Origin of the sequence: Vibrio sp. STUT-A16 (assembly GCF_026000495.1) — a bacterium.
Lineage (GTDB): Bacteria > Pseudomonadota > Gammaproteobacteria > Enterobacterales > Vibrionaceae > Vibrio > Vibrio diabolicus.
The window spans coordinates 1,689,939-1,713,320 of record NZ_AP026765.1 but is presented as its reverse complement, the minus strand read 5'-3'; the positions used below and the strand labels follow the sequence as shown (position 1 = coordinate 1,713,320).

Genomic DNA, 23,382 nt, shown 5'->3' with positions numbered 1-23,382 from the left:
ACGATACTCTAAAACTCGAACTGGAAGTAAATGGTATTGTAGTTGCTCCCGCCTTTAATGCGCCCAAACTGGGACGCACTTTCGAAAATTGCTGAGCGGTGATGCAATGAATAACCCACCCACATATTTTCCCAGTTTTTTTGGTTGAATAAGTCACCTATATTTACATCAAACGAGAAGTCTAAGTAGTTCAGTAGCTTACTTGGTGTATAACCCTTGTCTTCCATTTCGGTTCCTTCGATGTAGGTAATGTTGTCGACGTATGACATACCTTCCGCAACACCAAATCGCCAAGTCGTTGGCCAATTAACTGTATAATAAGCCTTAATCGCCATCACGTATTCTGTGCTCGCGGACTGAACACTGGACGACCAGTGATGAACCAAACCTGGCGTTAAATAAATATCAAGAGGAAAGCCAAACAACTCGTCCGTTAGCGGGTGCCCATAAAACAATGAAGTAAGTTGATTGTCGTATGGGTCTTTTTCTCTCTCAAAGCTAAATATTTCACCAATATTTGAAGGCGTCGCCCAACCATGCGCGATACGTAGGTATGGTTTATTGCTCAGTGCTGATTTCGGAGCTTTGCCTTTATCGTTGAAAAAGCCAAAACCGACAAACAATTCACCTTGATATCGGTCTTCTACAAGCTGGCTGTTGTAGGCATTATCATCTAAGCGAGTGACACTCGTTTCCCCCAATAAGTACAAGTTGGAAGTCACATGATAACGCGCTTTGATGCCGATGTTGGCGTCAAGTCCTGCTCCAGTTCTTTCCCCAGTAACATCTTTAAACGCATAATATTCACTGTTGAAGTCGGCGTCTTTGTATCGAATCGTGATAGATGGCTCTAACTCCCAATCACCAAACGCATAATTAGCGGCAAGGCGATAATTAGAGTGAAACTGGAGTTCATCGTCCGTCATTAATTCTAACTCTGCGCGCCAGTTGTCGTTAATGCTATAACGAACTTGACCACCAAAGTCGACTCTGTCCCCTTCATTGGCATTTTGTAGCGACATGGGAATATCAACAAATCTCAATCGCATGATCGCACTCGCGCGCCAGTCAGAATCACTCTCGTCATACAGAAAAACGCCGCCTTCAATGCCATTGATATACAAATGCTCGTTTTCAAAGAACATCATTGGTACAAATGTACTCACCGTCGAGTCATTATCGGCGGTATAAAACGGGATCGATGCGGTGCGATACATCGCTGCAATTCCCCACGTTTGCTCTTCTACACCATACGCAGAAGAAGCCATCGCAGCTAAAGGTAAAGTGAGTGTTGTTAGAATTAATCTCTTCATGAGTTCGAAAAATGTTGGTTGAGAAGCAGGCAAACATCAATGATTTGCCATTTAAAGCTTATGTTCTTCTGATGATAGCCGTTACAATGACAAATGTTGTCATCCTCGTGACAGTTTGAGTCCCAAGATTATATTAATATTGCACGACTAGATGAGCTTATTTGTGAATATTTTTACTATCGTAACAAGCTCTTAAAACTCTAGCTTAGTTCTAAATCAAACATAATGAAGTAAAAAGTGAAAGCATCAGAACTTATCTCTACCTTGAATCATTTACCCGCAGACACGGACCCAGACATTGTGATGGGAGAAGCATGGCTGCCTGAAAGGTTGATAGGGACTCAACTTGATGGTGACATGTTATTTTTGCACTTTGATAATGCTCCAGAAGATGGTCAGGGAGACGAAGAGGGACGCGGCTTCGTCGAGCACGAAATAGATCTAATCAGAACGCGACTTCAGCAGATTTTGGATGAAGACAGTGATAACGCGTCAAAAGCCGATGCCATGCTAGGTTTATTCCTTATGGGACATGAACTTAGCAGTTCACAAGTTATCGAAATATTAGAAGAAGAAGCTGACACATAAGGAGCCGTTTTGCCAGCATTGATGAACACGACTGAAACATCTTCACTTCCTCTTATCGTTGCAGGTCCGATTTTGCGCAAAGTGACCGCAACTGAAATCAATATTTGGCTAGTCACCACCCAACGCTTGGAGGGTATGGTGCAAATTACGGATGAAAACGCCTCCGTCCTTCATCAAGCCCCCTTAAGTGAGCAAAAAGAACAGCTTCAAATCGGTCTCAATGCGTGGTGCTGTTTGTTGCAATTAAAGGGCGAGTTTCCGACCCATCAAACGTTACGCTATCAAATACAAACGCAACACGGCTCAGTAACGGAACTGCTTCCTCATCTGACTTATGAACGAGATAACTGTCCAAATTTGGGCATTGAGTTCCTAATCAGCGAAAAAGCAGATTATGTCCTGCATGGCTCGTGCCGGAATCCCCACCACTTCAGTAAAGATACATTGGTCGCTGCGGATCATAAAATCGCATCTCAAACCATCGAAGAAAGACCAGATATGCTCATCATGAGTGGTGACCAAATCTACGCAGACCATGTTGCAGGCCCTACTCTGGACGCCATCGAACAAGTCATTGCCCTACTCGGTTTACCGGGCGAAGAATTCGAGCAAGCGCCGATAAAAAATACCAATGCCCTCTACCAGCACTCAGCTTGTTATTATGGTCGGGACAAATTGTTGCCTCATTATGTGAATGATGGCAGTTTACTGAGTACGTTTTTCCCGCACAGAGGGACGCCAATATTCAGCGCCAAAGAGTGTGAAAACCATCTAATAAGCTTTGCCGAATGCTTTGCAATGTACTTATTGGTTTGGTCTCCGACCTTATGGAAGCTTATTCGGACAGATCGCTTATTAGAAAATGAGTTTACTGTCGGCGGAGCAACTCTCGAACCCAAATGGCAACAGCAATGGCGCGAAGAAAAAACTCAAATAGATAAATTCGTCTCAGGTCTAGATAATGTTCAACGCCTACTTGCTCACATTCCAACCTACATGATCTTTGATGATCACGATGTCACCGACGATTGGAACCTTACCATAGGCTGGGAACAAGCCGCGTACAGCAACGCCTTTGCAAAACGCATTATCGGTAACAGCCTGATTGCCTACTGGCTCTGCCAAGGGTGGGGAAACGCGCCAGAAAAATTCAATGATGAGTTTATGAGTATCGCTCAACGCTTTTTCAACGAGCGTTCCTCACAAACTCAAGATGCATTTATTCAATATTTGTATCGCTTTGAGAATTGGCATTACACCATTCCGACGACGCCAAAAGTTGTCGTGCTAGATACGCGAACCAGACGCTGGCGTTCTGAGTCGAAAATGAACAAGCCCTCTGGGTTAATGGACTGGGAAGCAATGATTGAATTCCACCAAGAACTTGTTCATCAAGACAAAGTTATCATTGTTTCTGCCGCGCCAATGTTCGGAGTGAAGTTTATCGAAGCACTGCAGCGAGTAGTGACGATGCTTGGTAAACCATTAATGGTCGATGCTGAAAACTGGATGGCGCACCCCGGAAGTGCGAATACGCTTATTAGTATTTTTACACATACTAAGACGCCGACCAATTTCGTTATTCTCTCTGGCGACGTGCACTACTCTTTTGCATACGACATTAAACTTCGCTACCGAAAAAATAGTCCGAATATCTATCAAATCACCTGTAGCGGGATTAAAAATCAGTTCCCAACCCAATTGCTCAATATTTGTGATGGTCTAGATAGGCTTCTATATAGCCCTCGTTCGCCTTTAAACTGGTTTACAAAACGTAAGCGTCTAAAGATCTACAAACGCGCACCAAGTACGCACAATTTTTATCGCTTAGTTAACCACAGCGCCATTGGTGAGCTGCGTCTTGATGACGAAGGAAAGCCGAGCCAAATTAGCATTCTAACGAGCGATGGTGAAGAGGTACATTTTCCACCAACTCGTGCCGAAGGCTAACTCTCGCTCCCAAAATGACTTGCCCTTTATTGAAGGCAAATCATTTTGACTGAACTTAAAAGTACGAGGGATTTGGGTAGATGAGCAAAGCTCTTGACTGTCAACGGCGTGCTAAATTTGATACCACACCTTGAGATCTACCGTATTTATAACCATGTTAACCAAATAAACAATAGCTCGGTGTTCAATATGTTTAACTCTCTTACCTCATTATTTAAACAGCTCATTGAAGGCTCTGATTTAAGTCAAACCAACACACTCTCTCCGAATATGGCTATCGCGTGCTTGCTCTGTGAAGTATCTGGCGCAGACCATAACGTCGATGATAAAGAGCAAGAAACAAAGCGTTCATTATTGATGAAGCTTCTGTCATTAAATGAAGAAGAATCAAATGCTTTGTTAGAGCAAGCGCAACAGAAAATAAAAGACTCCGCGTCTCTGTACGATTTTACTTCTCAACTGAGAGAGTTGACTCAAGAAACACGCTACAACTTAATCAAAAGCATGTGGGAAGTGGCGTATGCCGATGGCGAAATTGATCCACTAGAAGATGCAGTGATCCGCAAAACAGCAGAACTACTTTACGTTGATCACAGTGAGTTCATTCGAGCAAAGTTGCAATCTCAGTAAGGAAACAAGGTAAACATGTAAGTCGCGCAAGCTATTTCAAGTCTGCCGTGAAATGATGGCGAAGATTGAATTCTATAGCCATAAAAAAACGCGCATTACGCGCGTTTTTTCGATAAGCCAACGACATTGTTATTAAAATACTGGTCAAGATATGAATATGTTTGACGAGCTCTACACTAAACAGATTCCATGACAAAACAACAATGGTTGAATGACGATTTGATTACAAGTTTGCCTATCTATATCGGACCATTAAAGCATAGTCAGAGCAAGCTTCGCTAAATTGTAGGCATCCACATAACCAGAATGTTGGCGCCCTTCCCAATCAATGCCTTTTGCTTCTTGAGCTGCTCGGTGACCAATACGCTTATCCTTAAGACGATTTTGAATGCGATAAAGCGTCGCTAAGTTGATGAACTCCGTAAATGGCGCTTCAATACCTTTTTGCTTACACTCTTCAAGCAGGATGAGGTCATCTCGGCCCCATGATGCATAAATCTTGTTTCGACCACCAAAGTTCTTAACCATGGATTTAAGCACTTCTTCTAATGGGCGTCCTTGTTTTTCAATTTTACGCGGCGTAATACCTGTTAGCTCGGCACAAAACAGCGAAACTTCATCATGTTCAGGTTTTACGTAGTATTGAGCTCGCTTGACTATCTCGCCTCTAGACAAATCTATTTCAGCCAACCCAACTTCGATAATTTCACCCGTGCTGCCGACACCATTTTCGTTCCAGCAACACATTTCTAAATCGAAGCATACAATACGGTTATGGTTCATAGTTTGTCTTGATTCCTAACATAAAATTTTAAAGCGTGGGATTCTACCGTAACACGGTGTAAAACTCGAATTTGCGCGCCCATTTAATCGCCAATCGACACATTATTACGACCGTTTTTTTTACTCAAATAAAGTTGATTATCCATTTTGTGATACAAACTTTCAGGATCTTCATCTTTATGGACAGCCGCGCCGATACTTAACGTGCAAATGATTGAAGCATCGCCATAATCAAAAGCCGTACTTGCCACGATGCTCCGCAACTTTTCCAGATAAGCTTCCAGTACTTCTTTATCAATGACTTTAGAAATAATACAGAACTCATCACCACCAGCACGATAAAATCGGTCTCCAGGCTTTAGATTCGCACTAACTAGCTTAGTCACATGCTGCAATGCTTCATCTCCCCCTAAATGACCGTGCTTGTCATTGATAACTTTAAAGTGATCGATATCAAAACCAACCAATGCGAAGCTAACACCTTTGTTTATCTGGCTAAGCAAATGATCGTTAAACGCTCGGCGATTAAGTAACTGAGTTAGAGGGTCACGCTCAGCCATCCTTTTTAATTCGACGGTTTTAAGCTCTAACATGACCGCCAAGCGCTCTTTTTCTCGTGACTGTAAATTCACAATCCAACTAATCAAAAAGGCGATTACCAACCCGGCTAATGTCGTGCCCGCTAAAATAGAACGCTCCCAAGCAGAGACGGCATCAGAAAGTTTAAAATCAATCCGCCACTCACGATTAGGCAGTTGAATGGTACGGCTTATAACCGTTCCTCGAATGTTGTCCCAGTTTGAACTTTGGAAGAGAACGGGATCATCTGCTGCGTCAAAGCCTAGGTCTTCTACGCGCACCGACATATCTAGCTCAGTCGCGGTTTTCGTGATCAAATCCTCAAAGTAAACCGTACTTCGAATCACCCCTGTCACTACACCTAATAAATGTTTGTTCTCGAAGTCAAACACTGGATGGAACACTAGCAGCCCAGTTTTAGGAATGGACTTGTCATACCCATCTTGCAGTAAGCGAACTTTATCCGAGACATTTGCTCGCCCATTTGTGGATATATCATCCAAGATGAGATCGAAGCGTTTACGTGAAAAATAGAAACCTAATAGAGAAAGGTTTTCTGGTGTTCTTGGATAAATATCCGATGCGATAAAAATTGGCTCTTTGTGTTCAAAAATGTACCCGTAGGTTTTGGGGCCATCTTTAGGAACGGTAAACGGTTGGAAATTAGGAAATGTTTGACGGGTCTTTAAAATATGCTCATCAAGGTCTTCGAATTCGACCTTTTGCATCCATTGAAGTCCGATTAGACTTCGCGAGCTATTGATTACTTGTTCCGCATACATTGGGAACGAAGACCAATAGGTGCGTTCAATCGAATGAAAAAAGTTTGCACCTGCACCAATAAACTTTAAATCATTTTCGACGTTCGCTTTCAGTGATTCTGCTTGTCGGTCAGCTAAAGTATCAAACGTCGTCTGCGTATACCGTTGCTGCATCGTATAAGCAGCACCGACCACACCAGCAGTGACACACAACGTCGCTGCAAAAGCTAGAATAGAGTCTGAATGTCGTTTGATAACGCTCTTGTGAGCGGTGCTTTGTGTCATATCGTAATTTTGATACTTCCGTAAGTTAAACTTCGGGATCTATTGAAATACTGCGTTAGCAACGCACAAACATCAAGCAACAACCTATGCTGGGCAGTCCGATCGTCGATTTTTCACGCTGTTCGTACGGTATAGTCACGAATTATTACAGCCTTAAGCCTTGAATATGCTACCATCCGTCATCATTTTAATGTCTAAACTTGGTGCAAGATCGCAAAGACGATCGTTTTAGTGAACACATATGAGCCAATACTGAGCACCAATAATCAATAGAAAGAGAAAAAACGTCATGAACATTGATTTGAACCTAATTCCTCAAACGTTCGATATGCTTCACGCTGGCCTAACCGCATCGAGCGTTTTGCTTCTTTTAGTCGCGGTCTCTCGCAAATCAAAAGTGGTTGAGAAAGTCGTAGAAAAACCGGTCGAGAAAATCGTCGAAGTTGAGAAGCCAGTTGAGAAGATCGTCGAAGTAGAAAAAGTCGTTGAAGTTGAGAAAGTCGTTGAAAAAGTGGTTGAAGTTGAATCGAAACTTGCAACAGCATCAACGGACTCTGCAATGCAGCTACTTTCTATCATGCAACAAGAAGCTCGTCTGATCGACTTCCTACAAGAAGACCTAACGTCATTCTCTGACGAAGAAGTAGGCGCAGCAGCTCGCGTAATTCATACTGGTGGCCAGAAAGTATTGAACGATTACGTAACACTTGCGCACGTTCGCAACGAAGACGAAGAAACTCGTATTACGGTTGAAGAAGGCTTCAACCCACAAGAAATCCGCCTTACTGGCAACGTGACAGGCAGCGCGCCATTCCAAGGCACGTTAGTGCACAAAGGCTGGAAGGCAACATCGATGAACCTTCCTAAGCTGGCAGAAAACTACGATGCCTCTGTGATTGCTCCAGCCGAGGTTGAGCTGTAATGGAACACATGAACCAAGAAAATCATTCTCAAGAAGCGTCTGTTGAAACTCAACAGACGCCTAAATTCAGTGTCGGTATCGACTTAGGTACAACACACTGTGTAATGTCTTTTGTTGATACACATGACGAAGATGCTCGCGTTGAAGTTATGCCTATCCCGCAGCTTACTGCGCCGGGTACGGTAGAGACTCGTAGCCAATTAGGCTCTTTCCTATACCAACCGCACGAGCACGAAATGAACCCGCAATCACGCGTTCTTCCGTGGTCGAGTGAGCCAAAAGCTCTGGTTGGTGCGATTGCACGTAACCTAGGTTCAAAAACACCAATTCGTCTTGTTGCAAGTGCGAAATCTTGGCTTTGCCACGGTGGTGTAAACCGTCGTGACGCATTCCTACCAGCGGGTAGCCCAGAAGAAGTGGAGAAAGTATCCCCTCTTCGCGCAACCGAGCTATACCTTGAGCACTTAAAAGATGCTTGGAATCACGCGAACCCAAATCACAACCTTGCCGATCAAGACGTAACTATTACGGTTCCTGCTTCTTTCGATCCTGCTGCTCGTGATCTAACAGCCGAAGCAGCACGCAACGTTGGTTTTGTGCACCTAACGCTTCTAGAAGAGCCTCAAGCTGCGCTTTACAACTGGATTGATAACAGCAACGACAAATGGCGCGACGAAGTTGAAGTTGGCGACATTGTGCTTGTGGTCGATATCGGTGGTGGTACAACTGACCTTTCTTTGGTTGAAGTAACTGAAGACGACGGCAACCTAACTTTGAACCGTATCGCGGTAGGTGAACACATCCTACTTGGCGGTGACAACATGGACCTTGCACTTGCGTACCGCTTGAAGATGAAGCTAGCGCAAGAAGGCAAAGAGCTACAGCCGTGGCAAGTTCAGGCGATGACGCACGCATGTCGTGACGCGAAAGAAGCGCTATTGAACGACAGCGAACTTCAGTCAGTACCAATCGTGGTACCAAGCCGCGGTTCTAAACTGCTTGGCGCAACGTTGAAGACAGAACTGACTCAAGAAGAAGTACAACAAACATTGGTTGACGGCTTCTTCCCTCAAGTTGCGATTACGGACCACCCTGTTCAACGTAACCGTGGCGCACTAACACAAATGGGTCTGCCTTACGCACAAGATGCGGGTATTACTCGTCACATTGCAGCGTTCTTGTCTAAGCAAGCACACGCGCAAAGCGGTGGTGAATCAGCGCAAGCTCAAGATTTCAACCCATTTGCAAACATGCCAGGTATGCCAGGGGCGGATGCAGCGCAATCGGCTGACTTCATCAAACCAACGGCAATCCTATTCAACGGTGGTGTGCTGAAATCGAAACTTCTAGCCAGTCGTCTAGAAGACACGATCAACGAATGGCTAATTGAAGCAGACGCAGAAATGGCGAAACGCCTAACAGGTGTGGATCTAGACCTTGCGGTTGCTAGCGGTGCGGCTTACTACGGCTCTGTGCGTCGTGGTCAAGGCGTTCGTATCCGCGGCGGTATTGCTTCGGCGTACTACGTGGGTATCGAAAGTGCGATGCCTGCGATTCCGGGCATGGCGCCTCCAATGGAAGCACTGTGTGTAGCACCATTTGGTATGGAAGAAGGCTCAAGCGTTGACGTACCAAGCCAAGAGTTTGGTTTGATCATCGGTCAGCCGGTTAACTTCCAATTCTTCGGCTCAACCGTTCGTCGTGACGACCTAGCAGGTACTCACCTTGACTACTGGGCACCAGAAGAGCTTGAAGAGCTACCAGAAATCCAAGTAACGCTGCCTGTATCAGAAGGTCGTCGTGAAGGTGAAGTGGTTCCAGTTACCCTAGCTTCTCGCGTCACAGAGCTTGGTACGCTTTACTTAGAAGCCATTGCCGCTGATAACGGGCAAAAATGGCATGTTGAGTTCGATGTGCGCGAAGACGCGAAAAGTGACTCAAACGAAGAACAATAATTAGAAGTCAAACGGCATCCAATCGGGTGCCGTTTTTAAATACACGAAGGTTTGGTTTTGTATGGCATCTCCTCGTTTCCTTGTTGGTATTGACCTCGGCACCACAAACACTGTGGTGGCCTACTGTGAAATCACCGACAACCTTGAACAATCCGAAGTATCCCTATTTGACATCGACCAACTGATTGGTCCGGGCGAAGTCGTTCGTAAACCACTTCTGCCCTCTTTCCGCTACCACCCTGCGGTTGGTCAAATATCCCCTTCTGACCTGACACTTCCTTGGGAAAGCGAACCTGTATCTGGCGACATTAGTAATGTGATCGTGGGTGAATGGGCTCGTGAATTAGGCGCAAAGGTAGAAGGACGTCAGGTATCCAGTGCAAAAAGCTGGCTATCGCACCAAGCAGTGGATCGTAGCTCAGACATTCTTCCTTGGGCTGGCGCGCAAGACGTGGATAAAGTATCACCCGTCATTGCCAGCGCAAGCTACCTCAACCACATTCGTCAAGCATGGAACTACCGTCATCCTAGCAATAAGCTAGAAGACCAAGATGTGGTTGTGACCGTTCCAGCGTCGTTCGATGAAACCGCTCGTAAACTCACGCTTGAAGCTGCACAGCTGGCTGGTTTAAAGAAAATCGTCCTGCTCGAAGAACCACAAGCCGTATGTTACGACTGGTACGCACGCCATCAGAAAACCGCAGCTGATGAGCTCAAAGAGTTACCGCTGATTCTGGTGTGCGATGTGGGTGGTGGTACCACCGACTTAAGCTTGATTGAAGCCAGTTTCTCTTCTCAAGATGAGCTAGCCCTTGATCGTATTGGCGTTGGCGAACACTTGATGCTGGGTGGTGATAACCTCGACTTAGCATTAGCGCACCTTGCGGAAAGCCGCCTTTCTCAGAATAAAGGGGAACAAAGTAAGAAACTCACTGCAGCAAGCCTAACAAAGCTAATTCAGCAAACACGTAAAGCGAAAGAGAACCTGCTTTCAGCGAGCGCACCTGACGAAGTGAAGATCACCATGTTAGGTAGCGGCTCTAAGCTACTTGGGGGCACAAAGAGTATTGCTCTAAGCAAACAAGAAGTGCACCAAATCGCATTAGATGGCTTCTTCCCGCTTTCTGATTTCAGTGAAGTACCAGACAAACGCCGCAGCGCGGTTGTCGAGTTTGGCCTTCCATACGTTGCTGACCCAGCGGTGAGTAAGCACGTTGCCGAGTTCTTAACTCAGCACCAGCAAGTCGCTCGTGCCGCTCTTGGCATTGAAGACGAGAAACAAAACGCGATTCCAGTTGGCGTGTTGTTGAACGGAGGCGTGTTTAACAGTGATCTGGTGACTGAACGTGTCACCGCCCTACTTTCTGACTGGCGCGGCGCACCAGTTACGGTATTAGATAACCCACATCCAGATTGGTCTGTTGCATTAGGTGCTGTAGCATTTGGTAAAGCACGTCGTGGCGCACAACTGAAAATTGGTGGTGGTGCAGCGCGTTCTTACTTCTTGCATCTTCAAGAAAAAAACAAAATGGGTAAAGCCCTCTGTTTACTTGCAAAAGGAACAGAAGAAGGCCATGAGATCCGTTTAAGCGGTCGTCGTTTCTCGCTCACTCTTGGAGAGCCCGTTCGCTTTAATCTGCTGACTTCTACCCACGACACCTTAACCAATAACACCGCCATTCAAAATGGCGTGATGGTTGATGTTGACCCAGACTTGTTTGCTCCTCTGCCGCCTTATATCACCACCCTTGAAGGTGAAGGCGCCGAACTGCAAGCCAACCAGAAAGAGCGCGTAGAAGTACAACTGGCGTGTCAGTTGACTGAAGTCGGCACACTTAAGATGGAATGTGTCAGCGCAGAAGACGACAACAAACGTTGGGAGCTGGAATTCGAAGTCCGTAACAAGCAAACCGACGACAGTGAACAAGTTAAGCTTCACCCTAAACTGGACGAATGTAAGGAGCTAATCGCTCGCCTATACAGCGGTAACAAAAAAAGCGCAGAAGGCAAAGAGATCAAAACCTTAGCCAAAGATCTTGAGAAAAAGCTCGGTAAACGTGACGAGTGGGATTTCACTACCCTACGTCAACTGTTTGATACCTTTGCACAAGGTCGTAAACGTCGCCGTCGCTCTGAACAACACGAGAAAAACTGGCTTCGTTTGGCGGGCTTTGCACTGCGTCCGGGCTTTGGCGATCCAACAGACTCTTGGCGCATTGAGCAAGTTTGGGGCCTCTACCAACAAAACATTCAGTTTAAAAACCATCAAGGTTGGACTGACTGGTGGGTATTCTGGCGTCGTATTGCCGGTGGTTTAAGCCAAGAGCAGCAAGAGACCATCTTGGCGGACATCGCGAAATACCTACACCCTGGCGCGATGAAAAACCCACAGTCAGCTAAAGCGGCACAAGACATGGGTTATGAATCCATGGTTCGATTGGCGGCGTCGCTTGAACACCTAGAAGTCGAAGACAAAGTTCTATTGGCAACGTGGTTCTTGAGCAAAGCCATCAACCAAAACCAGTTTGAACAAGCGCACTGGTGGGCATTGGGACGCTTGGCATCGCGAACGCCACTTTATGGCAGCCAGCACAACGTCATTCCTCGTGAACAAGCGGAACAGTGGCTACCTAAATTACTGGAACAAAACTGGCAGAAAGAACCAATGATCGCTTTCGCAGCCGTAATGATTTGTCGTAAGACGGGCGACCGACTATTCGATATCTCTGACGACTACCGAGAGCAAGTTCTAACAAAGCTGAAACAAAGTAAAGTGCCCGAATCTTGGGTATCACTAGTTAAAGAAGTGAAAGAGCTTTCAGAAAGCGAATCAAAACGCGTCTTCGGTGATGCTTTACCAAGCGGTTTAACGCTAGTTCATCATTAAATCCACTCTACACAAGAAGACGAGTTAGACGTACAAAGCCCTTCCGACGAAGGGCTTTGTTGTATCGCATTCTTTTGGTTTTGGTCGTGTACAACGCGCTAATTCATTTCTGTCGTAATCACTACATCGCGCGTTTCGTTATCCATATCGCTAATACCGACCACCGACACTTCTCTGTCCGATAGAGTTTCAATTAAGCTGTCTTCTAATCCGCCATCAGCCAGCCAAGTATAAAATTTATCCGCGATACGCTCCGAACCTTCCCCGACAAACGTTAATGTGACCTTCTTCATTTGTGACACTCCATCAATTTACGATTCAGCCACTTAAGCGTAGTATGTTTCGCAAATATCGACATAAACTAGGACTAACTTCTTTTATGAGTATCGAAAAATTTGACGCGATTTATCAACGTGCTGCTGAGCGAAAAGGCGGAGAAGATCAGCTTGAAGCGCTATTGTCTCACCCATTAAGTAAAGAGGAATTAGCAGCGATTCCCGATGACCGTTGGCTCGCCGCTTTTTCGATGAAGGTGTTCCAAAGTGGGATTTCGTGGAGCGTGGTTCGCAACAAGTGGCCGAACTTCGAAGAAGTGTTCTTCGGATTTAAGATTGAGCCGTTGTTGATGCTGTCAGACGAGCAATGGGAAACCAAAGCGACCGACAAACGCATCATTCGCCACCTCACTAAAGTCATGTCGATTCCGGCCAACGCTCGCATGATCCACGAAGCAAGAATCGAATATGGCTCGTTCAGTAACATGATTGCTGAATGGCCTCGGGAAAAGATCACGGATCTATGGGGCTACTTGAAGAAGCATGGTAGTCGTTTGGGTGGAAATACAGGCCCTTACACTTTACGCCAAATGGGCGTGGACACTTTTATTCTGTCTAACGATGTCGAAGCTTATTTACGCAACTGCAAGATCATTGAAGGCGGCAAAGACACGAAAAAGTCCTTGGACTCTGCTAATAAAGCCTTTATTCAGTGGCAGCAAGAAAGTGGAAGAAGCTTGACCGAAATCAGTCAAATTATCGCGTTTAGTACTGGTGACAACCGAATTTAAACAAGCACTTTGTAGCTCTGGGGGCGAAATTCCGGCCCCCTATAACGCATGATATTTGCGCGAATCACTCTACTTTAGCTCTTACTGATATTACTACTTTCTCGATTCCTCCAAAAAATCCCTCCTTAAAGTGGCAAAATCCCCCTTCAAATCACAAAAAGTTATCATATCGACAAATTATTTTTCTTGTTCAATATTTTTATTTATCAAATATTTAATTACAAGTGCCCAGTTTTTAGGCACTAAATATTGATGACGCTCAATTGCATTGCGCTGACAAACTGACTAGGATACACGCCCTTCCTGAGTGAACTATCAGAAACTTGATCGAGGAATTTATTCAAATTTCTCAACACTTCGTGAGCACTCACAACAATTGCACTCACTTTATAGATTTAAGGATCAACAGATCCGTTAATACAAATTCGACAGCGCAATAGAGTGCTGACTAGAACAACCATGACGCGATGTCACATGAGTGACTATTTTCGTGGTTTTGTGCTGGAAGTTATTTATTACATCAAGGCTGGTTAAAAGGATGAGCCCCTTGAACGCATTTACTGGAGGACAAGAAATGCCAAAAGGTCTAATGCTGACTGACTTAGCCATCGCTGGCTTACTATTAATTGCAGCAAAAGTAATTCGTGTACATATGCCTTTACTACAACGCATGTACATTCCATCAGCTGTATTGGCTGGGTTATTTGGTCTTATTTTTGGCCCAGCTCTGCTTAACGTATTACCTTGGACAGATACTTTTACCGCAAACGCAAGCCTCTTAACTGCTGCACTTTTTTCTGCGTTGGGTTTAGCAACAGATGTCCCGTCACCAAAAGTGGTTGCTCAACGAGCAGGCTCATTGTGGGCGTTTAACCAAATTGCATCCGTGTCGCAATGGCTGTTTGCAGCAATGTTTGGTTTAGTACTTACCACCTTCTTTTGGCCTGACATTAATCCTGGGTTTGGCGTAACCATGTCCGCGGGATTCATGGGCGGTCATGGTTCAGCATCTGTAGTCGGTGAAATCTTCACAGGCCTTGGCTGGGAAGATGGTTTTACACTTGGTTTAACGTTCGCCACGGTTGGGATCTTTATTTCAATCTCGGTGGGCATGTTAATGCTTCAGTTTGCGTTGAAAATGGGCTGGATTCGTAGCTTTACGACATTCGACAGCATGGACGAACACGAACGCAAAGGCTTAGTGAAACCTGACGATCAAGAACCTGTGATGAAAGATACGATGTCATCATTGTCAGTCGATTCTTTCGCGATTCACGCGGCGCTGGTTGTAGTGGTAACCGCTTTCTCTTATATAGCAGCCAACTACTTATCTTCTTTCCACGATAAGGTACAAATTCCGACTTTCGTTACTGGCTTTCTGGGCGGTATGTTAGTTCGAATTATCGCTAAGCAAACCAAGGCATCTCATTACCTATGTGACGGCGCATTCAAACACGCAGCGGGTATTAGTACGGATTACCTGATCATCTTTGGAATTTCAGCGATTAAGATCACGGTTCTAGCGCAGTATTTAATGCCAATGGTAGTGCTCGCAATTGGTGGTATCGCGTTCACGCTATGGCTTATCTTTTGGGTTGCACCTCGCATCATGGGAGATGACTGGTTTGAGAAAGGCATTTTCTCTTGGGGATGGTTAACAGGTACAGTCGCTATGGGTATCGCGTTATTACGCATTGTCGACCCCAAAATGCGCAGTAAAGTGTTAGACGACTATGCTATCGCTTATGTTCCAGGCTCAATTACGGACATTTTCATCATCTCGCTTATGCCAATCGCAATGTATAACGGCATGCACTGGCAAGCGTTAGGTGTTGGTCTAACCTATATTGCCGTTGTCTTATTCATTTGGCGATTTGTATTTAAGCGCAGCGGTCAAGCCGTCGCAAACGAGTCTTAATTGATCATTTCGGGAGGTATTTTATCCTCCCGAATTTAACTCTCTTCCCTTATTCGATAGCCGCCTCCCACCAGCATGTAACAAATAAGCAACTTGTTTTACATTTAAGATCTGCAAGCTTGGTCACCCCTTCCCATCCTTTTTTAATACTTGACCTACGCATTTTTATATCAAAATAGCCGCCAAACTATTCATGACTCATGGAGAAAAGGCAGTGCATCGCTCTCAAGGATTTACCCTCATTGAACTCATTGTGTGCATCATTATCCTTGGTGTCGTTAGTGTTATTGCCCTTCCTAAATTTCTTGGTCTGCAAAAAGATGCCCGAGTGGCAGTACTATATGGCGCGAGGGAAGCGCTCATGACTGCAAACAACTTTGTGTACACTAAAGCCGTTATTCAATCTCAAGAGACGGTAGATGGCGGCAAACAATATAACATTGATCTAGATAATGACGGCAATAACGACCTAATTGGTTACTTTGGATTTATTAAGAATGTCATTCCCGCAAAAGAGCTGGCAGGTTTCGACCCTCAACTCACTATCAATACTTGGTACGGGGTAGACAGCCCGAACGAACCCTATTTCCTTATCGGCTTTGCAAACAAACCTGTTGGTCCAGACCATATGTGTTATGTCGAAGTTTACTACCCAGAAACTCCAGGTGGCCAAGTCAGCTACAAAATACAAACTGACGACTGCTAGTTCCCCTAGTGAGTGACAGTAACAGTTGCACTTTTGGTGCTTTCATCGCTTTTAGCAGAATACTGGCCCCAAAACCCATCATTAACAACTATTTCACATAATGTTGTTTCATAGTTAGCTTGCAGCGAGAAAACAAGTAATTCGCGACCGCACGCGCCCGTAATCGAAACAATCTATCGTTTTTCCGACCGCCAATAATTTGTGCTTGTAAACTCATCATTTCGCTCAATAATAGTTCTATAACAAATTCAATAATTTAAAGCGGGAGGCGTGATGAGAATATTCTGGCAGTTACGTTGGTATTTCCAACAAAAGTGGAAGCATTATGTCGGATCGATTTTGCTTTTCGCTGTGATATCAACTCTACAACTTGTTCCTCCTAAAGCGGTCGGTATCATCGTTGATGGGGTCGTAGATAACACGTTAGATACAAATACGCTGATTCTGTGGCTCTTGGGACTCACTGCACTGATCTTTGCCATTTATGGATGCCGTATCTTATGGCGAATTTGGCTTTTCGGCGCAAGCTGGGAACTCGGAACCATTCTACGTAATCGTCTCTATAGGCACTTATCGACACAACCACCCCGATTTTTCGAACGTTATAAGACCGGTGATCTGATGGCGCGTGGTACTAATGATGTACGTAACATCGTAATGACAGCCGGCGAAGGGGTTTTAACGGCAGCCGATTCCTTGATCACGGGTATTGCAGTTTTAATCATCATGGTAACGCAAGTTAGCTGGAAGCTCACCGTTATGGCACTTCTTCCAATGCCGTTTCTTGCAATCATCATCTTTTTTATTGTCCGTATACTGCATCAACGTTTCCGCATTGCTCAGGAAGCCTTTTCTACCATGTCAGACATGACGCAAGAGTCACTTAACGGCGTGCGAATGTTGCGAGCTTTTGGGTTAGAGAATCAAGAACAACAGCGTTTTGAAAATGTAGTCGATGATACCGGTCAGAAAAATATCGCCGTCGCTAGAGTCGACGCGAGATTTGATCCAGCTATCCAACTCACCATCGGCCTCTCTTTCCTTCTCAGTGTCGCTGCTGGTGCTTACCTTGTCGATAAGGGAGAGATCACGCTTGGTGATCTAACAGCCTTTACGATGTATTTAGGGTTAATGATATGGCCTATGCTGGCCTTCGCTTTCTTATTTAATATTTTAGAGCGAGGCTCCGCAGCATGGAATCGCCTACAAGAGATCTTTGATGAAACACCAGAGATTGTCAGTGGAAATAAACCATTAGAAGATAAACCACTGCCATTAAAAATTGATATCGATGCTTTCCACTGGTCCAGTGATTTACCACCAGCTCTGGCCGAAATAAAAATCGAACTTGAACCCGGTAAAATGTTGGGAGTAGCTGGCCCTGTCGGAAGCGGAAAATCAACCCTGCTAACGCTGCTTTTGCGTCAGCACGACCTAACAAACGGTTCAATTACATTCGGGGATGTTGAGATTAAAGATGCCCTACTTCCTCAGTGGCGCAACCGCTTTGCCGTGGTTAATCAAAGCCCGTTTCTATTCTCCAAATCTATCTTCGATAATATTGCCTTAGGTAACCCTAATGCAGAGAAAGAAGAAGTCTATAGAGCTGCAAAGTTAGCCTGTATACATGACGATATTGAGAAGTTTCCTGAAGGCTATCAAACTGAAGTTGGCGAGAAAGGCATTACTCTCTCTGGAGGACAAAAACAACGAATTGCGATAGCACGCGCTATGTTACTAAATGCACAAGTCTTGGTATTGGATGATGCGCTTTCGGCTGTTGATGGCCGGACCGAACATCAAATCCTTAAGAATTTGGAAACACACTACCGTAATCAAGCCCTAATCGTTATTGCACACCGCCTCACCGCATTGGAAGCAGCAGACGAGATCATTGTCTTGAATCACGGCCACATTACTGAACGTGGGCAACATAGCGCTTTATTAGCGCATCAGGGATGGTACGCCGAAATGTTCGAGTACCAAAAACTAGAACAGGCGATGGAGGAATAATGAATGAACCAGACCAGTACGTTTAAACGGTTGATGTCTTACCCATTATCTCAACCAAAGCCAATGATTAAAGGACTTGCTTTGCTGTTTATCGCAGCGTTAGCCAGCGCTGGCGGCCCTTGGTTGATTCAATATTTCATTGATGAGCACATCGCTAAAGGTGACTATTCACAAAATATTCTGATTTCGCTAGCAGTAGGTTATATCGCTCTTCAGATCGTATCGGCAACATTCCAGTATTTTCAGTCATTGCAATTTAGCATTGTCGCGGCTAACACGATCAAAGCGATTCGTAAGCAAGTATTTTCTGGCGTGATTAAGCAGCCGTTATCTGCGTTTGATTACACTCCTGCTGGAAAATTGGTATCGCGAATCACCAACGATACGGAATCTCTACAGCAATTTTATGAGCTCTTGATCGCGACCGTGGTGAAAAACGTGGTCATGATTGTGGTGATGCTTGGCGTTATGTTTTTCATGAGCTGGAAACTCACACTTGTTGTGCTTGTATTGCTACCGATCGTCATCGGCTTTATGTACTTGTTTAAGCAACTAAGTACAGAAAGCTACCGAAAGATGCGTGACCTATTGACCGATATAAATGCGAATCTGAGTGAATCCATTCAAGGGATGAGTGTCATCCAATTAATGCAACAAGAAGAGCGTTTTAATAAACAGTTCAACGAGCTAACCGCAGAGCATCTGGTGGCATCTAAACGAGTGATTCGGCTAAACGGCTATCTGCTAAGACCATTAATGGACTTACTCGCTGGTCTTGCGTTGCTTTGCTTGGTTGCGATCTTTGGTTTTAATGGTATTGAGTTGATTGGTGTGGGGGTACTGTATGCATTTATCAGTTATCTTGCGCGAGTTACTGAACCACTAATTGAGATGACTCAGCAACTTGCTCTACTTCAGCAGGCGTTAGTATCAAGCGAACGTGTTTTTGAATTGATTGATGCGAAAGAACAAACTTACGGGGGCGATCATCAACCATTAAGGTCAGGTGCTATCGAACTTAAAGACCTCACATTTAGCTACGATGGTAAACAGGACGTCCTAAAAGACATTTCGTTGAAGGCCAACCACCAAGACTTTATCGCGCTTGTCGGGCATACAGGAAGCGGTAAAAGCACATTAGCGTCACTGTTAATGGGCTTTTATCCAACGCAATGTGGTGAACTGCTCATAGATGGTCGTCCACTTAAAACATTAGGGAAAGACGTACTTCGCAAAGATGTGGCAATGGTTCAACAAGATCCACATATTCTCCCTGCTTCAGTCAGAGAAAACATCTCTCTCAGTCGGGCGGTTGATGACAATCAAATATGGGATGCGTTAGACAAGGTAGGTTTGGCAGAACAAATTCATCGTTACCCTAACGGGCTAGACACGCAGTTAGGTCAAGGCGAAACTAATTTATCTGCAGGTCAGAAACAGCTTTTGGCGTTAGCACGTGTGCTTGTGGTAAAACCTAAGGTATTGATATTAGATGAAGCAACCGCAAATATTGACTCAGGAACAGAGGCTTTAATCCAAAAGAGCTTGGCGGTACTCAGACAAGACATGACGCTCGTTGTTATTGCTCATCGGCTGTCAACTATCCTAGATGCAGACCAAATCATTGTTCTTCATCATGGGGAGTTAGTCGAGAAAGGTACACACAAAGCACTCTTAACGCAAAATGGTCGTTATGCTCAAATGTATCAGTTACAGCAAGCAAACCGACACCTACAACAGATTGAAGAAGACACCAAGCAACTCGAAGAAGCGGTGTGATTTTATGCCCGTGCCTTCTTTTATTTAGTCGGCATGGGCATAATTGGTGTAACTTCAAAATTTAGCCTTGTAAGCTTCCAATTTCTTCATAATGTGAACTAATTTTCTATTTCTTACCTATTATTGACATAACCCCTCGCTATATCACGCAAGGTCGTTGTAAAATCGTACGGTACTTAAGTCTACTGCCTGTGGCATTGGGCTGAATTCCGCTTTCTAATTATGCACATTAATCTCATGACACAAGTCCATGGACAAAGATAAGTTTACTAACATCTATCGCTTGCCTGGTTCGATTCAAATTCGTATCGGTAAATGGCAAAAGACGTTCCGCGGCACCTCTGATTTAGTTTTACATCAGGCGCTAATGGAGCGTAATAAGCAATTTAAGAAGCCAGACTTTTTACCTAAAGGCTGGTGTGTCACTCCTATTGATGAAAACGACATTACCATTACGCATCACGGTAAATATATCCAAACCGTTATGCGCACAATGCTGGACAGAAAGGTCTCATACAAGCGACTGTTCCTATCTCGAATGAGTCTCGAAGATGGTGAAAAAGTGCTCCACAATTACAAGCTGGAGTGGGTAAGAAAACATAACCAGATCGCCAAAAAGTACAATCAAATTAAAAAGAAACAATATATGAACTTTGCAAGAGAAGAAGAGGAAACCCTCTACCCTTCGATTCCAAAGGGTGAGTTTGACAAAACATTATGGAACAAACTTGTCGTATCATCGTTTGGTCCGCAGAAAAAGTACAAAAACCCACATTTTGTCCGCAAAGCCGATTTCTAAATAAACACCCCTACACTAGGGGTGTTTATTTATCCGTTAAATCACCAATCGTAAGTTAAACTTGCAATAACATTTTGTCGATCACCATACCAACAAAAACCATCACATGTCGCTATGTACTCTTTATCAGTGATATTTTTAGCTGCGACTTGTAGCTTGTAATCTCCAATACGATAGCTGACCGTCGCATCCATTAAGAAATAACTTGGTACTTTTAGTCTCTCTTCATTATCTCCGTATGACTCACCTGTATAGCGCGCACCTAAGCCAACCGAAAAGCCATCAAGAGGTCCATCAAAGAAACGATAATGTGCCCAAGCTGATGATACGGTATTCGCGACTTGAGAAGGTGTTTTGCCAACCCATGTCTTATTGACGTCTTCTTTTATCTCTGCATCAACATAGGCTATGTTTCCGATTAATGTTAAAGAAGGTGTCACATTGGCTACAGCTTCAAACTCAACGCCGTTATTTTCTATTTTTCCTATTTGCGTCAATTCACTCAAGTAGATACGAGCCAAATTTTCTTTTGTTGCCCGATACGTTGCGATATTGAAATAGCCATCGAATGAATCCGGTTGGTACTTCATACCGATTTCAAATTGATCACCGCTTTCAGGCTTCGCTGGCTTACCATTGCTGTCTTCTTGAATAATTGGATCAAAGTACTGAGAGTAACTAAAATATGGCGTGAAGCCAGAATCAGAAATATAAGCCGTTCCCACGCTAAACGTCCACTCTCCATTATCGACTTTCGTGCGAGCACCCGTGGTAACATTATGTACTTCATTACTTGTATCGTCGTAACGTGCCCCCAATAACATCTCCCATTTATCGTTGATCAGCATATGATCTTGAAAGTAGACGCCGAGTTGCTGATTATCGATTTTCGTTCTTTGCTTATCGGTTTCGCTCAATGGTTGTAGCGTATTCGGATCGAGTAACATTATGTTATCCGAATAAGTAGGATTAAATACATTAAACCTAGGATCGGGCAAAGCTCCCATTGGTGTGTTTAAGAGTGCATTACCATCAGCAACGATAGGATCATTAGCAAAGTCCTTACCATCGATACTGATCATTTGAAAATCTAAGCCCAACATCAAGTTATGCTCAACGCTTCCCCAATTTACTTGGTGCATCAAACGATTATCAATATTAAAAGCATCGGATGACCCATCTTCTGTTGAAGCGCCCCGAAGTATGGTCTTGCGTTCATTTAATGGATCTAAAATCGGCCCCAAACCAGACACATCAGCCGAGTAAACGTACGAATACATTTGTCTCAACTTAACATCCATTTCACTGTAACGAGCTGCTTGAACAAATGAAGTGGTATCATTAAACGCATGAGAAAACTCATAGCCTAAAGACACCTGCTCACGCTCAAAGGTCTCCCAGTTAGGATTACCTATCGCTAAACTATCACTGATCTTTCCATTTTTGTTTGGCGTTAATGTTCCTTCAACTGGCAAAAATTGCAGATAAGGATCTGAGTCGTCTTTTTGATAGCTCGTTAGAAAGGTAATTTCAGACGTCTCAGTAAATTTGTACGTCATTGATGGAGAGAGAAGAATGCGCTCCGCTTCTACCCCACTAATTCTCGTCCCATTTTTTCTCGCTAACCCTTGAAAGCGGAAAGCTAACTGCTCACTCACCTCAGAGTTTACGTCAAGAGAAAGTTGTTTACGGTCTTCAGAACCGTACTCCAAAGATACAAGCCCTGAGCCCCCATCAAATTGAGGTCGCTTACTGACGACATTGATGACCCCACCTGGAGGGTTTTGCCCATAAAGAACAGAAGCGGCACCACGTAACACTTCAACCCTTTCCAAAGCAAACGGATCTATTTGCCAACTATAAAAACCAGAAGAATATAAACGGGTACCATCTTGATACAGCCCGCTGTTCGCCTGTTTAAAACCACGAATAATAAACCAATCTTGCTTGTTATCTTCGCCAAAATAATTAGTTTGAATACTTGGTGTGTACTGTAGTGCGTCAGAAATGCTAATAGAGGCACGATCATCCATTTGTTCTCGCGTAACAACAGACACCGCTCTTGGAGTCTCATTGATGGCAATATCAGTTTTCGTCGCTGCCCGACTCTTCGCTCCAAGATAACTAAAATCAGGACCAACTGCACTGTCTTGCTGCTGTCCAATCACGACTATATTTTGATCTTCCTGAGCCAAGACATTTGGTGTTGATAACGCTAATACAACCGCCATTGACGTTGGTGTCAGCATAAACTGCCGAGTCATATTATTCTCCTTTTTTGTCGGCAGCCAAACTAACCCTTCATGACTTCAGCGAACGCTGAAAGAAAAGCGAGTTACGGCATCGCCAGTTGTTTCCATAAAGACAAACCAGAGGTTTTTGCATAAGGCACTCGCAGTGGCATAGGTTACCAATGCCATTGCGAGTGCTTGTTTGTTGTATAAGTAC

17 protein-coding genes are annotated in these 23,382 nt (G+C 44.4%); 12 read left to right on the top strand and 5 right to left on the bottom strand.

What is annotated here, in order from left to right; translation table 11 throughout:
- Window positions 1-8: 8 nt before the first annotated feature.
- Window positions 9-1,313: a MipA/OmpV family protein gene (locus tag OO778_RS08380; RefSeq protein ID WP_257888553.1), complete on the bottom strand. Its 1,305-nt coding sequence runs from the start codon at window positions 1,311-1,313 to the stop codon at window positions 9-11.
- A gap of 237 nt (window positions 1,314-1,550) precedes the next feature.
- On the opposite strand from OO778_RS08380, the gene OO778_RS08375 reads away from it, so the two are divergent.
- The 3 genes from OO778_RS08375 to OO778_RS08365 all read left to right on the top strand — a co-directional run bounded on the left by OO778_RS08375 (window position 1,551) and on the right by OO778_RS08365 (window position 4,481).
- Entirely contained in the window at window positions 1,551-1,901 is a 351-nt protein-coding gene (locus OO778_RS08375) for a hypothetical protein (RefSeq protein ID WP_005377676.1), read from the top strand.
- A gap of 9 nt (window positions 1,902-1,910) precedes the next feature.
- Window positions 1,911-3,851 (top strand): alkaline phosphatase D family protein, encoded by a 1,941-nt coding sequence (locus OO778_RS08370; RefSeq protein WP_264911310.1) that lies wholly within the window; start codon window positions 1,911-1,913, stop codon window positions 3,849-3,851.
- A 189-nt stretch (window positions 3,852-4,040) separates the two neighbouring features.
- The gene (locus OO778_RS08365) at window positions 4,041-4,481 is read left to right on the top strand and encodes a TerB family tellurite resistance protein (RefSeq protein WP_005394215.1); all 441 of its coding nucleotides are present in this window, start codon (window positions 4,041-4,043) and stop codon (window positions 4,479-4,481) included.
- Window positions 4,482-4,733: 252 nt separating this feature from the next.
- Here the strand turns inward: OO778_RS08365 and OO778_RS08360 are convergent, their stop codons facing one another.
- Both OO778_RS08360 and OO778_RS08355 read right to left on the bottom strand, forming a co-directional pair.
- Window positions 4,734-5,264 (bottom strand): 3'-5' exonuclease, encoded by a 531-nt coding sequence (locus OO778_RS08360; protein WP_005394213.1) that lies wholly within the window; start codon window positions 5,262-5,264, stop codon window positions 4,734-4,736.
- Window positions 5,265-5,347: 83 nt separating this feature from the next.
- The gene (locus tag OO778_RS08355) at window positions 5,348-6,889 is read right to left on the bottom strand and encodes a sensor domain-containing diguanylate cyclase (RefSeq protein ID WP_258623561.1); all 1,542 of its coding nucleotides are present in this window, start codon (window positions 6,887-6,889) and stop codon (window positions 5,348-5,350) included.
- A gap of 289 nt (window positions 6,890-7,178) precedes the next feature.
- Between OO778_RS08355 and OO778_RS08350 the strand changes: the two genes are divergently transcribed.
- From OO778_RS08350 to OO778_RS08340, 3 genes are all read left to right on the top strand, one after another.
- Window positions 7,179-7,811, top strand: coding sequence for a DUF2760 domain-containing protein (locus tag OO778_RS08350; RefSeq protein ID WP_005394205.1), 633 nt, complete (start codon window positions 7,179-7,181; stop codon window positions 7,809-7,811).
- A complete protein-coding gene (locus OO778_RS08345) occupies window positions 7,811-9,766 on the top strand; it encodes an Hsp70 family protein (RefSeq protein WP_191907421.1) in 1,956 nt (651 codons plus the stop codon). Before OO778_RS08350 ends, OO778_RS08345 begins: the two co-directional genes overlap by 1 nt.
- 61 nt (window positions 9,767-9,827) lie before the next feature.
- Window positions 9,828-12,653 (top strand): Hsp70 family protein, encoded by a 2,826-nt coding sequence (locus OO778_RS08340; protein ID WP_264911309.1) that lies wholly within the window; start codon window positions 9,828-9,830, stop codon window positions 12,651-12,653.
- A gap of 98 nt (window positions 12,654-12,751) precedes the next feature.
- Here the strand turns inward: OO778_RS08340 and OO778_RS08335 are convergent, their stop codons facing one another.
- Window positions 12,752-12,946 carry a hypothetical protein gene (locus tag OO778_RS08335; protein WP_005394200.1) on the bottom strand — a complete coding sequence of 65 codons (195 nt, stop codon included), beginning with the start codon at window positions 12,944-12,946 and terminating at the stop codon, window positions 12,752-12,754.
- A gap of 86 nt (window positions 12,947-13,032) precedes the next feature.
- Here OO778_RS08335 and OO778_RS08330 point away from each other — a divergent pair, with 86 nt between their 5' ends.
- The 6 genes from OO778_RS08330 (at window position 13,033) to OO778_RS08305 (ending at window position 20,934) form a co-directional block, all read left to right on the top strand.
- Window positions 13,033-13,719, top strand: a complete 687-nt coding sequence (locus tag OO778_RS08330) for a DNA-3-methyladenine glycosylase I (RefSeq protein WP_012841859.1) — start codon at window positions 13,033-13,035, stop codon at window positions 13,717-13,719.
- 574 nt (window positions 13,720-14,293) lie between these two features.
- Window positions 14,294-15,637 carry a sodium:glutamate symporter gene (locus OO778_RS08325; RefSeq protein WP_264911382.1) on the top strand — a complete coding sequence of 448 codons (1,344 nt, stop codon included), beginning with the start codon at window positions 14,294-14,296 and terminating at the stop codon, window positions 15,635-15,637.
- 214 nt (window positions 15,638-15,851) lie between these two features.
- The gene (locus OO778_RS08320) at window positions 15,852-16,343 is read left to right on the top strand and encodes a type II secretion system protein (RefSeq protein WP_264911308.1); all 492 of its coding nucleotides are present in this window, start codon (window positions 15,852-15,854) and stop codon (window positions 16,341-16,343) included.
- A gap of 273 nt (window positions 16,344-16,616) precedes the next feature.
- Window positions 16,617-18,356, top strand: a complete 1,740-nt coding sequence (locus OO778_RS08315) for an ABC transporter transmembrane domain-containing protein (RefSeq protein WP_264911307.1) — start codon at window positions 16,617-16,619, stop codon at window positions 18,354-18,356.
- 3 nt (window positions 18,357-18,359) lie between these two features.
- Window positions 18,360-20,135 carry an ABC transporter transmembrane domain-containing protein gene (locus OO778_RS08310; protein ID WP_264911306.1) on the top strand — a complete coding sequence of 592 codons (1,776 nt, stop codon included), beginning with the start codon at window positions 18,360-18,362 and terminating at the stop codon, window positions 20,133-20,135.
- 250 nt (window positions 20,136-20,385) lie between these two features.
- Window positions 20,386-20,934: a hypothetical protein gene (locus OO778_RS08305; protein WP_005377712.1), complete on the top strand. Its 549-nt coding sequence runs from the start codon at window positions 20,386-20,388 to the stop codon at window positions 20,932-20,934.
- A 41-nt stretch (window positions 20,935-20,975) separates the two neighbouring features.
- Here OO778_RS08305 and OO778_RS08300 read toward each other — a convergent pair whose 3' ends face one another.
- Window positions 20,976-23,198: a TonB-dependent siderophore receptor gene (locus OO778_RS08300; RefSeq protein ID WP_264911305.1), complete on the bottom strand. Its 2,223-nt coding sequence runs from the start codon at window positions 23,196-23,198 to the stop codon at window positions 20,976-20,978.
- Window positions 23,199-23,382 lie beyond the last annotated feature (184 nt).